Annotated in this window: 8 protein-coding genes and 2 pseudogenes; 5 read left to right on the top strand and 5 right to left on the bottom strand. The window is 71.5% G+C overall.

Annotation, left to right across the window (positions count from 1 at the left end; all coding sequences use genetic code 11):
• Positions 1-22 precede the first annotated feature (22 nt).
• Complete coding sequence (locus LE181_RS06810) at positions 23-1,243, bottom strand: ATP-grasp domain-containing protein (protein WP_225660248.1); 1,221 nt, start codon at positions 1,241-1,243, stop codon at positions 23-25.
• A 128-nt stretch (positions 1,244-1,371) separates the two neighbouring features.
• On the opposite strand from LE181_RS06810, the pseudogene LE181_RS06815 reads away from it, so the two are divergent.
• Positions 1,372-1,674 (top strand): annotated as a pseudogene (locus LE181_RS06815) (GNAT family N-acetyltransferase); the annotation flags it as partial.
• Positions 1,675-1,788: 114 nt separating this feature from the next.
• Here the strand turns inward: LE181_RS06815 and LE181_RS06820 are convergent.
• A pseudogene (locus tag LE181_RS06820) lies at positions 1,789-2,673 on the bottom strand (EamA family transporter); the annotation flags it as partial.
• Positions 2,674-2,724: 51 nt separating this feature from the next.
• Here LE181_RS06820 and LE181_RS06825 point away from each other — a divergent pair.
• Positions 2,725-3,249 (top strand): MarR family winged helix-turn-helix transcriptional regulator, encoded by a 525-nt coding sequence (locus LE181_RS06825; protein WP_225660249.1) that lies wholly within the window; start codon positions 2,725-2,727, stop codon positions 3,247-3,249.
• A 588-nt stretch (positions 3,250-3,837) separates the two neighbouring features.
• Here LE181_RS06825 and LE181_RS06830 read toward each other — a convergent pair.
• Entirely contained in the window at positions 3,838-5,319 is a 1,482-nt protein-coding gene (locus LE181_RS06830) for a serine/threonine-protein kinase (RefSeq protein WP_225660250.1), read from the bottom strand.
• A gap of 617 nt (positions 5,320-5,936) precedes the next feature.
• The gene (locus tag LE181_RS06835) at positions 5,937-6,875 is read right to left on the bottom strand and encodes an iron-containing alcohol dehydrogenase (protein ID WP_225660251.1); all 939 of its coding nucleotides are present in this window, start codon (positions 6,873-6,875) and stop codon (positions 5,937-5,939) included.
• Positions 6,876-7,188: 313 nt separating this feature from the next.
• On the opposite strand from LE181_RS06835, the gene LE181_RS06840 reads away from it, so the two are divergent.
• Complete coding sequence (locus LE181_RS06840) at positions 7,189-7,602, top strand: (R)-mandelonitrile lyase (RefSeq protein WP_225660252.1); 414 nt, start codon at positions 7,189-7,191, stop codon at positions 7,600-7,602.
• A 95-nt stretch (positions 7,603-7,697) separates the two neighbouring features.
• Positions 7,698-9,149 (top strand): amidase, encoded by a 1,452-nt coding sequence (locus tag LE181_RS06845; RefSeq protein ID WP_225660253.1) that lies wholly within the window; start codon positions 7,698-7,700, stop codon positions 9,147-9,149.
• Positions 9,150-9,181: 32 nt separating this feature from the next.
• On the opposite strand, the gene LE181_RS06850 is transcribed toward LE181_RS06845, so the two are convergent.
• Complete coding sequence (locus tag LE181_RS06850; RefSeq protein ID WP_225660254.1) at positions 9,182-12,466, bottom strand: ATP-binding protein; 3,285 nt, start codon at positions 12,464-12,466, stop codon at positions 9,182-9,184.
• Between the two features lie 146 nt (positions 12,467-12,612).
• On the opposite strand from LE181_RS06850, the gene LE181_RS06855 reads away from it, so the two are divergent.
• Complete coding sequence (locus LE181_RS06855; RefSeq protein ID WP_225660255.1) at positions 12,613-14,133, top strand: FAD-dependent oxidoreductase; 1,521 nt, start codon at positions 12,613-12,615, stop codon at positions 14,131-14,133.
• Positions 14,134-14,180 lie beyond the last annotated feature (47 nt).

Below are 14,180 nucleotides of genomic sequence, written 5' to 3' on the forward strand. Positions count from 1 at the left end.
CGCGGCCGCATGGTGAGCGTGGTCACGACGGCGCCGGCCTTCCCCGCCCGAGAGCCTGCAGGCCCCTGTCCCACTGGCGGACCGCCTCGTCGGCGGCGCCGTTCAGCAGGGTGGAGGGAGGCAGGGCCCGCAACCAGGCACGCGCCGCGTCTTTGAAGCGCTCGGGAACCGTGAGCACCGGCCGGTGGAACCCACGGACGCACGGTGCGGGGTTGAGCGGACTTCCCGGGAAGCACAGCAGTTCCGCACCGGCCGGTGCGGACGGCAGCAGCGCGCCGTTGGGCACCGGCAGCTCAAGGGCGACCCGGTCGGCCCTCGGTGTGCGCGGGGTCCTGCCGAGAGCGGCGTGCGCATACGCCGCGTGCGGATCGCAGCCCGTACTCGCCCAGCTCATGTTGGACACACCGCTGAGCCGGCCGTTCACTTCGATCACCTTCAGCCGGCCGTCGTCCGCGACGGCGAAGTCGATCTGCCAGGGCCCCCACGGCGCGAAAGTCCCGGCCATGTCGGCGACCGTGGCGGTCAGCTCCCCTCGCGCACGGGCAGGCAGCGCCACGGGCGCCACCCTCACCCGACGGCCCGGATCGCAGTCACTGTTCAGACGGCCCAGGGAAGCCACCGGCCACTCCACCGTGGCGGACGGACCGGACAGGAACTCGACCGCGTACTCCTCCCCCGAGACTGCTTCCTGGACCAGTACCGGATACGTCACTTCGGCCCGCACCCGGCCCAGACGCACCTCGTCTTCCACAAAGTGGCGCCCCGAGCCGAACTCGCTCCGCGCCTCCTTGACCAGGACCGGAAAGCCGAGCTCCGCCACGGCGGCCTTCACCGCTCCTGCTTCTTCGCACACCACGCCCCGGGGCACGGGCCATCCCCGCTCCCCTGCGACACGGTGAAACGCCACCTTGTCGCTGGCCAGTAGCGCGAACATCTCCGAATGCACGGGCATACGACAGCCCGCCTCCCCTGCCCGGGACGCGGCGCGCGCGTAAACGGGCAGGAACTGCTCCTGCCCGTGGCTTCCCATGTTGGGCAAGGCGATATCGGCCCGGCTGACGTCCAGCAGCCGCAGCAGCGCCTGCCCGTCCAAGGCTGTGGGCAGCCTCCCCCACGCCACCCCGGGCCCGACGAACGAGGCCAGGCCGGCGAACCCCAGCACCGTGACCTCCGCACCGCTTTGCCGCAGCGGCAGAACCACCCGGTCCGCACGGAACTCGCCCAGGACGACCACGCGCACCATCCACACCACCCTCATCCGTTTACCTGCCACGGGGCGTCGACAGCCTGCCCAGTCCCCCTTCGTGAGGTCAGCACCCGGGGCTTCCCTTGAGGATGATGGAGAGCCCATGTGTGATCCAGAATGATGGGATGGTCACGCTGGAGACTCCCCGTCTGATCCTGCGTCGCTGGCGCGAGGAAGACATTGCACCCATGGCTGCGGTCAATGCCGACCCGGAGGTCATGCGGTGGATCCGTGACGGCAGCGTCCGTGACGAACAGCAGACCCGCAGCGGGATCCAGGCATGGGAGAACGAATGGGAGTCACAGGGCTTCGGCCTGTTCGCCGTGGAGATCCGGTCCACTGACGAGCTGGCCGGGTTCACCGGCCTTTCGGTGCCCGGCTTCTTGCCGGAGGTGCTGCCGGCGGTTGAGGTCGGCTGGCGGCTGGGCTGCCCGGCGGCCTGAGGATGCCGAGAGCGAGCCCTTCCTTCCGTTCCACCACGCTGCCGGATCCCACCCCGCCCGGCAGATTCCGCTCTCCGGGAAGCGAAGCGAACCAGGGGCGGGCGTCGGCGCGCGGCATGCGGAAGGCGCCCGACTGCTGGCGCGGCGGCCCGCGGGCCTGGGTTGCCCCAGGACGACTCCGGCCAGGACCAGGACCAGTCCGCACAGTTGCTGAACGGTCAGCGTCTCTCCGGCGACAGATGTGCCGAGCAGGACGCCGGTGACGGGGTTGAGCAGTCCGATCAGTCCGACGGTCCCGGCCGGCAGGTGTCGCAGTCCGGTGAACCAGGCGGCGAAGGCCAGCGCGGTGGCGACCGTGGCGACGTAGCCGAATGCGAGGAGCGTCGGTGTCGAGAGCACGGGCGGAGGGCCTTCCACGGCGGCGGCGACCGGGAGCAGGCACAGACCTCCGGCGGTGAGCTGCCAGGCGGTCGAGGCGAGCACATCGGTACCGGCGCTCCACCGTTTGGCCAGGATGTGCCCGAAGGACGACACCAGCACGGCGGCGGTCGAGGCGAGGACTCCCGGCACGCTCGCCCCTTCCGTGCCGGTGAGCAGCATGAGGCAGACCCCGGCGAGTCCGATCGTGGCGCAGGCCAGGTGGGCGGTCCTGGGCCGTTCTGAGACGAGGGGCCAGGCTATGAGCATCATCGTCAGCGGGGACATCGCCATGACGGTCGAGGCGACGCTTGTCGGAAGGAGTTGGGAGGTGACGTAGACGAGGACGAAGAAGACGCTCATGTTGAGCAGCCCGAGCACCGCGGACCGCCACCACCACGCGCCGCGCGGCCGCTGTCTGCGCAGGGCGAGCAGGACCAGGCCGGCGGGCAGCGCCCGCAGGGCGGCCCCGTAGAGCGGGCGGTCGGCCGGCAGGAACTCGTGTGTGACGAAGTAGTTGGTTCCCCAGGCCACCGGCGCGACCGCGGTCAGGGCCACCCAGCGCATATTAGCTTCCATGGAAGCCAATATAACTTCCCGGGAAGCTACCATGGCGGTATGGAGCACGACGAACCGATGGACCACGTGGCCCGCATCCAGGCGGACTGGCGCCGGGAGCGCCCCGACGTCGACATCACCCCGCAAGGAGTGATCGGCCGGCTGCACCGCCTGGCCGACCGGCTCACCGAGGAACTCTCCCTCGTCTACGGCCGCTACGGCCTCAGCGAGGGAGAGTTCGACGTCCTGTGCGCGCTGCGCCGCGCCGGGGAACCCTACGAGCGGGCGCCCGGTGAGCTCGCCGCGCACACCATGGTCACCACCGGCGCGATGACGAAGAGAATCGACCGCCTGGAGCGAGCCGGACTCGTCACCCGCCGCCGTTCCGACGACGACCAGCGCGGCCGGATCGTCGCCCTCACCACACCCGGACGGGAACTGATCGACCGGGCGTTCACCGACCACATGCGCAACGAACACCACCTGCTGGATCTACTGACGCCCACCGAAGCCGCGTCACTCGAGACGCTGCTCACGACCTGGCTCTCCCGCGTGGAGCATCGGCATCCTTCCCCTGGCGAGTGACCCGCCCCGCCCCCGGGCTGCGACCAGCGCCTTGGCGGCGAGGACGGACGTCCTCAGGAGCAGTGCAGGACGCGCTTGCGGAGGAGGCCAGAGCCTGCGCGGCCGAACGTCTGCCGTTCGAGCATCCTGAGCCGGCTGGCTGCTCCTTCGACCGGGCCGGAGTTCCAGTCGCTGGCCGGCCCTGCGGTCACCGCGTCGAAAGTCGCTGTTCCGGCCGGCGGCGAAGCTGCTGATGCCGGGCAGGTCGGCGTCGTGGGCTTCACTGATCCACGAATCGTCTCGCAGGCCGTGTTCATCGCGACCGGCATCTGATTTCGCCTCGATGGGGCTCGCTGTCTTCCGGGGCCGGCGGCAGGCTCTTTCGATCGGCTGCGAACCCGCGCCTGGAGTCCACAGACCGGTGACGCGACCGATCCCAGCTTCAACGTCGACGTGTACGTCTTCGCCATGCACACCGCCACCAGCCACGAGGACTACGACCCACTGGACGTCGGTCAGTGGCAGTTTTACGTCGCCCCCAAGGGGGTAGCCCTACCCGGCACCGGGCGGTGCCGTGAGCGGGCGTGATCGCCCGGACGTGCCCCCGTTTCAGGAAGCGGAGGTCTGGCCGAGTGCCCCCGTGAGGGTGGGGTCGCCGCGCCATTTGCCCTTCTGCTGTGCATCGTCGAGGCGGTGACGCACGTCGCGGGCCTTCTCGGCGGCCTTGCCGGTCTCGCCGTTCTGGATCTTCTTGTTGATCTCGGAGATCTCTTTCCGGATCTCGCGGGCGAGGTCGGCGGGCATGGTGCCGGATGCGTCGGCGAAGGCGCTGTTGAGGTTGGCGGCCAGTGCCTGGGGGTTACGGGATGGGGGCGTGGTGCCCTGCTTGACTCTCGGCGCCGAGGAAGAGGGTGAGGCGGTGGCGGGAGTGCGTTTCTTCGAGACAGCCGCGGTCCGTGTGGACGAAGGTACGGGTTCGTCCGTGGTGGCCGGCGCCGATGTGGTGGTGGGTGCGGCGCCGGTTTCGTGAACGCTGTCGCCGTCGCTGAGGGAGGCCAGGGCGAGTGGCAGGCCGACCAGAGCGGACAGCGCAGCCACACCGCCGATGAGGAAGAGCCGCCGCCGATTGTCCTTCCGGTCGCCGCGGCGGGTGGAGCGGAGGTCCGGGGCATCGGTCGCTTCAGGCACCGGCGGCAGCGGTGCGGTGTGACCAGCGGGGTCGGCCGGTACGGAAGGCAGGCCCTCGGTGGCGTCGGCTCCGGGTATCTGTGGTGCGGGGAGAAGGGCCGCCAAGTGCCGGGCGACGACCCTGGCGCTCCCGGGCCGGTCGGCCGCGTCCTTGGCAAGCAGCGCATGGACGAGGTCACACAACTTCGGGTGGGAGCCGGGGTACCGCCGGTCGATTCGGGGTGGCTCGGCGTGGACGTGCTGGTACAGCACCCCGGCGGCGGTGTCGGCGAAGAAGGGCGGACTGCCGGTCAGTGCCTCGAACAGCACACAGCCCAGGGCGTACAGGTCGGAGGCCGGCCCGGTCGGGTGACCGAGCGCACCTTCCGGGGAGGTATAGGCGGCGGTGCCGAGTACGGGCTCGCCGTGTGAAGGGGAGGAGGCATTGCCGACGGTGGTGGCGATGCCGAAGTCGACCACCTTCAGCCGTCCGTCGTCGGTCACCAGCAGGTTGGCGGGCTTGATGTCCCGGTGCACGACACCGGCAGCGTGCGCGGCGGTCAGGGCGAGCGCGGCCTGACCGCCCAGGTCGGCCACGGTCTGCCAGTGCAGCGGGCCGCCCTCGTGCAGCATGTGGTTGAGGCCGCGTCCGCGGACCAGCTCCATGACCAGGAACGGCCGGCCGTCCTGAGCGCGCCCGGACTCGTACAAAGCGGCGATGTGCGGGTCGTTCAGCCGGGCTACGGCGCGTGCCTCGTCGACGAAGCGCGCGATCGCGGTCTCGTCGCCCGGCGCAGCGGTGAGCAGCTTGACCGCCACCGAACGCTCCAGCGCGGTGTCCCACGCTTCCCAGACCTCGCCCATGCCGCCGCGTCCCAGCAGCTGGGTGTACGCATACCGGTCAGCCAGCAGTTCAGTCAGCACTCTTGATCAACCTCCGCGCCCGCGGTCGACCGCCGTGTTCCGGCGCCGCCGTGGGGCCATCAGTCCTTGAAATGAAGGGAGTGACGAACGGTGCCGCGACGAGACAGAGGGGGGGCGCGGCGCCGTCGTTCAGGGATGACCGCGACATCGATTGCCGGTGCCGGCCTTGTGGCGGCGCATCAGCAGGCAGCGGCCCACAGCTGCCGGCACGGTCGTGATGGCCGGGACGGCCGCGAGCGTAACGGCCGGAACGCTGCAGCCGGTCTCGGCCTGGTCACCGCCGTTCTGCGGGCCGGGGCGGCGGGGGCGGCCTCGGCCGAGGACACGGTGTGCGTGTTCCCGCTCGCCATGACCGCCGCGATGCGCACCGCGGACAGCGGCATCGCCGCGGGGACGACGAACACGGCCCCACGGGACGACGAGCGGATGTGCATGGGGAACCTCGTGCTCAAGAATTGGAAGGAACAAGCCCTGTGGGGGAGCCACAGACTCCAGCGAACGACAGGAGTCGGTCAAGCCACATTTGCACCGGTCGCGTCGGCTACACCCGAATACTTCCTGTTCGCCTCGCATAACGATCCCATGACGGACCCACGTCGGGCTGGGCACACCGCTCCTCAAGCCACCGAAAGCCTTTGGCTGTGTTGTCCGTGAACGGCGCCACGGCAGCTAGGATTTTGTGTATGACTCATACGGGGGACAATCCGAGAAGGCTCGCAACTCGTGGCCAACTGGCGGCCTCGGCCCTTTTGCTGGCCGGCATAGCCGTACTGGCCAAATGGCACGACGGCCCGGTCTTCTGGGCAGGCACTCTGCTGGGAATCGCGGGCGTCGGTGGGTATTTCGTCCAGTTCGATACGCCGCGCGGCGTGGCTCAGTGGCTTCTCGCCGCAGTCGGCCTGTGCATGGTCTTCATGTTCGGCCTGCAGGTGCTGATCGGCGTCTTCGCCTGACCTCACCGCTGCCGGGGCGTACGGCCTTTCACCATGCGGCGACGGCCCGGTGGAGCAGGGCCAGGCCTCTGCCGTGGGGCCCTCGATCCGCCGGACCGCGCCCATCGCCTGCTGGAGACGGTGCGGCAGGCAGGTGCTGGCGCAGGCCACGTTGACACCGCCGAGCAGCGCGGCGAGGGCCATCGCCTCACGGGTTCCGTGGCCGGTTTCCCCGGCGGCGACCAGGGGCAGGTGGTCACGGATCAGGACGATCGTGCGCCGCGCGTGGCCCCGGCTCTCCTCGGTCGCGCGGGCCGCCACGTAGCCCTCGATGGCGTGGGCGAGCGCGTCGAACGCCACCCGGGTGGATACCGGCAGCTCAAGCCGCATGATGACTGGTCTCCTCGTGTCGGTTGCCCTGTTGTCCGTCACGGCGATGACCTTGGCGAAGCCGCGGGCCTTGTCGTAGTCGACGCCGATGTGGCAGAAGTTGGAGCCGGTGACGGCGGTCAGGCTCGGGTACACGTCGTAGTCCTCGGCGTGCATGACCTCGGTGACCGGCTTGTTCACGGCTCCGGTGGTGCCGTTGACGGCCGCGAGGTGGAGCGGCACGTGCAGGTCCACGAGGCCGCTGCGGAGTCGCCGGTTGGTTCTGCACTCGACGGCGTGGCACTCGCGGGGGCCGGCCGGGCCGCACTGCGGCGGTGGGCCGTCGCAGTTCCCGGGACGACGCCGTCTGCCCCCGCATCGCCGACACCCCCATGGTCAGTGTCATGATCATAAAGGGACCCGGGACCGCCGAGGAGATCCCCAGGCCGTCCTGCGGCTGTGCAGCCCCGGAGTCGACTTCGTCATCGGCGTCGCACTCCCCCGCCAACGGCGGCCACGTCGCCCGACGGCACCGGCCAACGCACCGGAATGAGAAGAGAGAGACACCATGGAATTCGCCCAGCAGCAGCCCACCAGCAAAGCCCCAGCCGACTGGTTCACAGGCGACGTGTGGTGGGACGTCATCGTCGCCGGCCAGGCGCCCTCCCGGATGCGCGTCAACATGGTCCGCTTCTCACCCGGTGCCCGCACGAACTGGCATCGCCACGCCGTCGGCCAGACCCTTCACATCGTCTCCGGTATCGCCCTCATCGGCACGCGCGACGGCACCGTCTTCGAGGCCCACCCCGGCCAGACCGTCACCTGCCCGCCCGGCGAGGAACACTGGCACGGCGCCGTTCCCGACCGCTTCATGGAACACCTCGCCATGTGGGAATCCACCGAAGACGGCACCCCCGAAACGACCTGGGCAGAATCCGTCACCGACACCCAGTACAACGGCCCCCGCACCACCAGCCGCTGAGCCGAACACACCGCGTCCTGGTCATTGAGGCATCCAATCCCGTTGCGCCAAGCAGTATTTCGTGCCCTGCTCCGCAGGCCGTTACGGTCGGATTCATGAAGTGGAATTTTCAGACGGCCGAAGAACTCGCGGCTGCCCTGCGCGCCGGTGAAGTGACCTCTGTGGAACTGACCGACGAGGCAATAGCCTGTATCGAGCGGGACGACAAGGCGATCAACGCGATCTGCGTGCCGGCCTTCGACCGGGCACGGGCCGCCGCGCGCGGAGCCGACGAAGCGCGCGCCCGGGGCGAGGACCTGCCGCTGCTCGGCATCCCGGTGACGGTCAAGGAGTCCTACAACGTCGCCGGGCTGCCCACCACCTGGGGCATGCCACCGCACCGGAACTACGTGCCGGCCGAGGACGCGGTACAGGTGTCGCGGCTCAAGGCCGCCGGCGCGGTGGTGCTCGGTAAGACCAATGTGCCCTTGAGGCTGCAAGACATACAGAGCTTCAACGAGATCTACGGCACCACCAATAACCCGTGGGATCACGGTCGCACCGCGGGTGGCTCCTCCGGCGGATCAGCGGCGGCGCTGGCGTCCGGATTCGGCGCGCTGTCCATCGGATCCGACATCGCCGGTTCGCTGCGCACCCCCGCACATTTCTGCGGTGTGTACGCGCACAAGCCGACGCTCGGGCTGGCGGCGAGCCGCGGCATGGTCCCGCCGCCCGCGCCGGCACTGCCGGCCGACCTCGACCTCGCCGTCGTCGGTCCGATGGCCCGCACCGCCCGCGACCTCACGCTCCTGCTCGACGTCATGGCCGGACCGGACCCGCTGACGCTCGGCGTGGCGCACGACGTGACGCTGCCGCCCGCACGCCACGAACGGCTCTGTGACTTCCGGGTCCTGGTCCTCGACGAGCATCCGCTCATTCCGACCGGGGCCGCCGTGCGGGCGGGCGTGCACCGGGTGGCCGACGCGCTTGTCGACGGCGGCGCCCGCGTCGAACGGCACAGTCCGCTGCTGCCCGATCTGACCGAAGCCGCGACGCTCTACACGCAGTTGCTGATGTCGAGCTCCGCTGCACGTTTCCCCCTCGACGAGTACGAGCAGCTCCGGGCCCTCGCCGCCGGACTGAGCGCGGACGATCAGAGCCTCGACGCGGCGCGGCTGCGCGGGACGGTGTTCAGCCACCGCGACTGGATCGGGGCGAACGACCGTCGCGAGCTCCACCGCCACGGCTGGCGGCAGCTCTTCGCCGAGTTCGATGCCGTGGTGTGTCCCATCACGCCCACTCCCGCGTTCCCGCACGACCACAACCCCGATCTGCTGGAACGCCGGATCGACATCGACGGCGTCGAGTACCCCTATCTCGACCAGCTGGTCTGGGCCGGTGTGGCCACCATGCCCGGCCTGCCCGCCACCGCCGTACCCGCGGGCCGGTCCCCCGAGGGCCTGCCGGTGGGAGTGCAGCTCATCGGTCCGATGTTCGAGGACCGCACCCCACTGCGGCTGGCCGAGCTGCTCGAAGAGAAGATCGGCGGCTTCCAGGCGCCGAAGTAGGGCGCGTACGTCTCGTGCCGCGGCGGCCGGGCTCACGCCCGCGGTGTCCGAGCGCCGCCCGGCCCGGGAGGTGACGCGGCCGGTACCACGCAGTGCAGCCGCGCCGGATCGGTCCGGGCCAGGGCCGCTGTCGCGTCCAGCTGCCAGCCGGTCTCGTACGCCTCGGCGAAGCGCTCGTCGCCGAGCGCGGTTCGGCTGCGGCTGCTCAGCGTGCGCGTCTGCGGATCGGTGCGGTCGTGGGCGCCGCGCAGACGGGCCGCCGCGCCGAGCAGGACAGCGGCTTCGCTGTGCCTCCCGTGCAGGGCGGCGAGGCCGGCCACGCCGACCGCCACCGTCGCCACGATCGGCATGTCCCTGCTGTCGACCGCCGCCGCGTACGCCCGGCCCAGCGCCTCTTCGGCGCCCGGCCCGTCGCCGAGTTCGAGACAGAGCGCGCCCCGCACCGCGCCGACCAGTGCCTGCCCCTGGTCGCCGCCGAACCGGACCTGCTCGGTCAGTTGGGCCTCGACTGACTCGACCAGCTCGCGGGCTCGGGCCAGGTCTCCGGTCCGCACCCGCAGAGCGGCTTCCCGGGCGTCGAGCAGGATCGCCGTCTCGGGCGATGCCGAGCGCAGTACGCGCTCCCGGGCCGCGGCGATCGTCCCGGCCGCCCGCGCGGGCTCATCGAGCCGCACGTGCAGGTCGGTCAGGCGCAGGTCGACGAAGATCTCGTCGCTGAGGCTGAGCGGTCCGAACTCGCGGGCCAGCCGTTTGGCCTCGTTCAGGTCGGCCAGTGCGCCGTCGAGATCGCCGTCGTACTGCCGCACCAGCGCCTGCAGGGGCAGTGCCTTGGCCAGACCCCAGCGGTCGCCCGCCCGGGCGAAGCACTCCAGCGCGGCACTCACGTCGTCGCGGACCCGGTCGAAGTTTCCATCATTTTCGGCGAACTGGGCCCGGAACAGGCGGGCCATCCCGGTCAGCCACACGTCGGGCCCGTCGACCAGCCGCCGGAGGACCGTCGGCGACACCTCGGTCTCCACCAGGGAGGCCAGCCAGACCGCGGTCAGCACGCCGCAGAGGCCCGGCAGCTCCGGATGGCCCAGCAGCCGGCCGACGAGCGCCCGCAGTTCCTCGCGCCGCTCCTCGATCCAGTCGTTGGCCAGCGCACCCCGGGTGCCGACGGTGTTGAGCGCCAGCAGTCCCTCGGCGATGTCGCGTTGCAGGGTCGGCCGCTCGACCGGCACCGCGACCGCCTCGCCGAGCCAGTAGGCCGCGTCGAGGTGCCGGCCGAGCATCTGCCAGTACCAGATCAGGTCCACCGCGAGTGCGATCGCACCGGCGGCGTCCTCGGCGTCGCAGAGGTGGCGCAGGGCGGCGAGCACGTTGTCGTACTCGGCGTGCAGGACGTGGAGCGCGTCGAGCTGCCCGGGGCCGCGCAGCAGCGGGTCGTGGCGGGCGACCAGCCCGGCGAAGCAGCGGGCGGCCAGGTCCCGCACGCCGGTCAGGGTGCCCTGTTCGGCCAGGCGCTCCAGGCCGTACTCGCGGATGGTCTCCAGCATCCGGTACCGGCCGGTGTCCGGCGCGAGCTGCAGCAACGACCGGTCGACCAGGACCGCGAGCAGCTCCGGGATCCCGGCGGCCGGCACCGCGGTGCCGGCACAGACCGCGGTGGCCGAGGCCGGGGTGACGCCGCCGGGCAGGACCGAGATGCGCTCCGCGACCGCACGGGCGTCCGCGCCGAGCAGGTCCCAGCTCCACGCGATGACGCCGTGCAGCGTGCGATGCCGGGGGAAGGCGGTCCGGCTGCCGGTGGTGAGCAGGCGGAACCGGTCGGACAACCCGGCGGCCAGACCGGCCAGCGAGAGCGTGCGCAGGCGGGCCGCGGCCAGTTCGAGTGCGAGCGGCATGCCGTCCAGGCTGCGGACGACGCGCAGCACCTCGCCGAGGTTGTGCTCGTCGACGTCGAAACCGGGCCGCACGGCCGCCGCCCGGTCGGTGAACAGGCGCACCGACGCCGTACGGCGGGCCTGCTCGACGTCTTCGTGCGGCTCGGGCAGGGTGAGCGGGCCGAGCGGGACCAGTGCTTCGCCGTCGAGGGCCAGTGGTTCCCGGCTCGTGGCCAGCACCCGCAGGGTGGCGCAGCGAGCCAGCAGCGGCGCGATCAGGTGCGCCACTGCGTCGATGACGTGCTCGCAGTTGTCCACCAGGAGCAGGCTCTCCCGGCCGTCCAGCTGGTCCGCCAGTACGTCCAGCTCGCCGACCGGGTCGCCGCGCAGCGTGGCCGATGTCCCGAACAGCGCCGCACCGCGCAGCCCGATCGTGGCCAGCAGCGCCGCGCCGACCTTGGCGGGCTCGGTGACGGAGGCGAGGTCGATCATCCAGACGCCGTCGCGGTAGGCGTGCACGTGGCGTCGGGCGGCCTCGACCGCCAGGCGCGTCTTGCCGGCGCCGCCGGGACCGAGCACGGTCACCAGGCGTCCGGAGGCGAGCAGCGCGTCGATCCGGGCGAGGTCGTCGTCGCGGCCGATGAAACTGGTCAGCGGCGCGGGCAGGTTGCTCTGCTTGACCTGCGCGGTGCCGGGGGCGGGCCGCTCGGTGCGCAGCAGGCGCAGGTGGCGTTCGCTCAGGGCGGCGCCCGGGTCGGTGCCCAGGACGTCGGCCAGGCTCTCGCGGACCCGCTCGTACAGGGCGAGGGCGTCGGCCTGGCGCCCTTGGGCGGCGAGTGCGTCCATGAGCAGTGCGGCGGCGCGCTCGTGGACGGGGTGCTCGGCGAGCAGTGCGGTCAGACGGGCGACGGCCGCGTCGGCACGGCCCAGCGCCAGCTCGGCGTCGGCGAGGCCGACCACGGCCTCGATCGAGGTGTGGGCCAGCCGGGTCGCGACGGCCGTCGCTGTCGCGGCGACGACTGTGGGCTCGGCACCGGGACGGTCACCCCACAGCGCCACGGCCTCGCCGAGCACGGCCGCCGCGGCGTGGTGGTCGCCGGCGTGCAGGCGGTCGCGGCCCCGGGCGGCGAGCTGCTCGAACCGCAGTGCGTCCACGTCGGCCGCCTCCACGGCCAGCCGGTAGCCGCCCGCGCGTTGCACGACGCCGGCCAAGCCGAGGGTGCGGCGCAGCCGCGAGACGAGGGCCTGCAGGGCGTGGGCCGGATCGGCCGGCGGGTCCTCCGCCCAGATCGCGTCGATGAGGCCGCTCCGCTCGACCGCGTGCCCGCCGGCGAGGGCCAGCCGTACGACCAGAGCCTGCAACCGGGCCCCCGGTACGGGCAGGGCGGTGTCACCACGGGACACCTGGAAGGCGCCGAGCAGCGTGACACGAATCCGTGCACCCCCGTCCATGGTCCGATCTTCGCACGCGCACGGTCGGGTCCTCACATCAGGGCAGTGCCCGTGTGCCCTCGTATCAACGCCGTGTGCGCCCCGTGTGAGCGGCCCGCAGCAGTCTTGCCGAGGTGCAGAAAAGCGGCTTCGGAAAGGGATTTCTCATGCATGACGTAGTGATCGTGGGCGCCGGCCCGGTCGGGCTGTTCCTCGCCTGCGAGCTCGGGCTCGCGGGCTGCTCGGTCCTGGTGCTGGAGCGGGAGCCGGAGCCCGGCTCCCCGTGGCGGGCGGACCCGCTCGGGATGCGGGGCTTGTCGGCCGGGTCGGTCGAGGCGTTCTACCGCCGCGGGATGCTGCACCCCCTGCTGACGGCGTCGGGCGTCCACGACGATCCCGGCCCGGAGTCCGGTGCGGACGTGCCGTCACCTCCGCGTGGGGTGGGGCACTTCGCCGGCATGGTGCTCGATCCGGCCAAGGTCGACCTCGCCGCCCTGCCGTTCCGGCTTCCCGGTCCGGTGATGGACGGGGTGCTGACGAACCTCGAAGCGGTCGAGACGGTGCTGTCCGAGCAGGCTTCCCGGCTCGGCGTGGAGATCAGGCGCGGCGTCACGGTCTCGGCCGTCGCGCAAGACGACGAGGGCGTGGTCGCGCACGCCGGCGAGCACGCGTACGCGGCGCGCTGGCTCGTCGGCTGCGACGGCGGACGCAGCGCGGTGCGCAGGCTTGCGGGCTTCGAGTTCGTCGGCACCGAGCCGCTGTTCACCGGCTACGTCATGCTCGCCACCGTCGCCGGTCCCGACGGGTTGAGCCCCGGGGTCAACCTGACGCCGACGGGCATGTACCTGCGGATGCCCGCCGAGGGGCACATCGGCATGATGGACTTCGACGGCGGCGCGTTCGATCGCTCACAACAGCCGTCCCTCGGCCACCTCCAGACGGTGCTGCGCCGTGTGTCCGGTACCGACGTGACGTTGAGCGACGTCCGTCTCGTCTCGACCTTCACCGACCGGGCGATGCAGGCGACGACCTACCGGCGTGGGCGCGTCCTGCTCGCGGGCGACGCCGCGCACATCCACTCCCCCCTCGGCGGGCAGGGGCTCAACCTCGGCATCGGCGACGCCGTGAACCTGGGGTGGAAGCTCGCGGCGACCGCGCACGGGTACGCGCCCGACGGGCTTCTCGACATCTACACCCGCGAGCGGCATCCGATCGGCGCCTGGGTGCTCGACTGGACGCGCGCCCAGGCGGCGGTGATGAGGCCGGGGCCCCATGGCCGGGCGCTCCAAGGACTGATGCGCGACCTGCTCGCGACCCGTGACGGAACGACCCACGTGTTCGAGAAGGTGTCGGGATCGTCGATCCGCTACGACCTCGGCTGCGAGCATCCGCTGGTCGGCCGCAACGCCCCGGACCTCTGTCTCGAAGACGGCACTCGCCTCGGCGAGCTGTTGCAGGACGGACGAGGCGTCGCGCTCGATTTCAGCACCGGCCACCGCCTGCGCGATGCGGCGACGGGCCGGCGGAGCCGGCTGCGTTACGCGGCCGGGGCGGCGAAGAACGACCTCGGGCTGGGTGCCGTGCTCGTCCGGCCGGACGGCATCGTCGCCTGGGCGGGCGATCGCGACGTCGACCGGAAAGCGTTCGAGCGGGCCGCCGACCAGTGGTTCGGCACTTCGGGCATCTGAGCCGCAGCGCGCCGACCTGAATCCGAAGATCCATGGACGAACCGGGG

This window comes from Streptomyces sichuanensis (genome assembly GCF_020328095.1).
In the GTDB taxonomy this organism is placed as follows: Bacteria; Actinomycetota; Actinomycetes; order Streptomycetales; family Streptomycetaceae; genus Streptomyces; species Streptomyces cinnamoneus.

Bases quoted from the DNA above. Each gene is read 5' to 3' on its own strand.
- LE181_RS06810 (WP_225660248.1), bottom strand. From the start codon at position 1,243: ATGGTGCGCGTGGTCGTCCTGGGCGAGTTCCGTGCGGACCGGGTGGTT.
- LE181_RS06825 (WP_225660249.1), top strand. From the start codon at position 2,725: ATGGAGCACGACGAACCGATGGACCACGTGGCCCGCATCCAGGCGGAC.
- LE181_RS06840 (WP_225660252.1), top strand. From the start codon at position 7,189: ATGGAATTCGCCCAGCAGCAGCCCACCAGCAAAGCCCCAGCCGACTGG.
- LE181_RS06845 (WP_225660253.1), top strand. From the start codon at position 7,698: ATGAAGTGGAATTTTCAGACGGCCGAAGAACTCGCGGCTGCCCTGCGC.
- LE181_RS06850 (WP_225660254.1), bottom strand. From the start codon at position 12,466: ATGGACGGGGGTGCACGGATTCGTGTCACGCTGCTCGGCGCCTTCCAG.
- LE181_RS06855 (WP_225660255.1), top strand. From the start codon at position 12,613: ATGCATGACGTAGTGATCGTGGGCGCCGGCCCGGTCGGGCTGTTCCTC.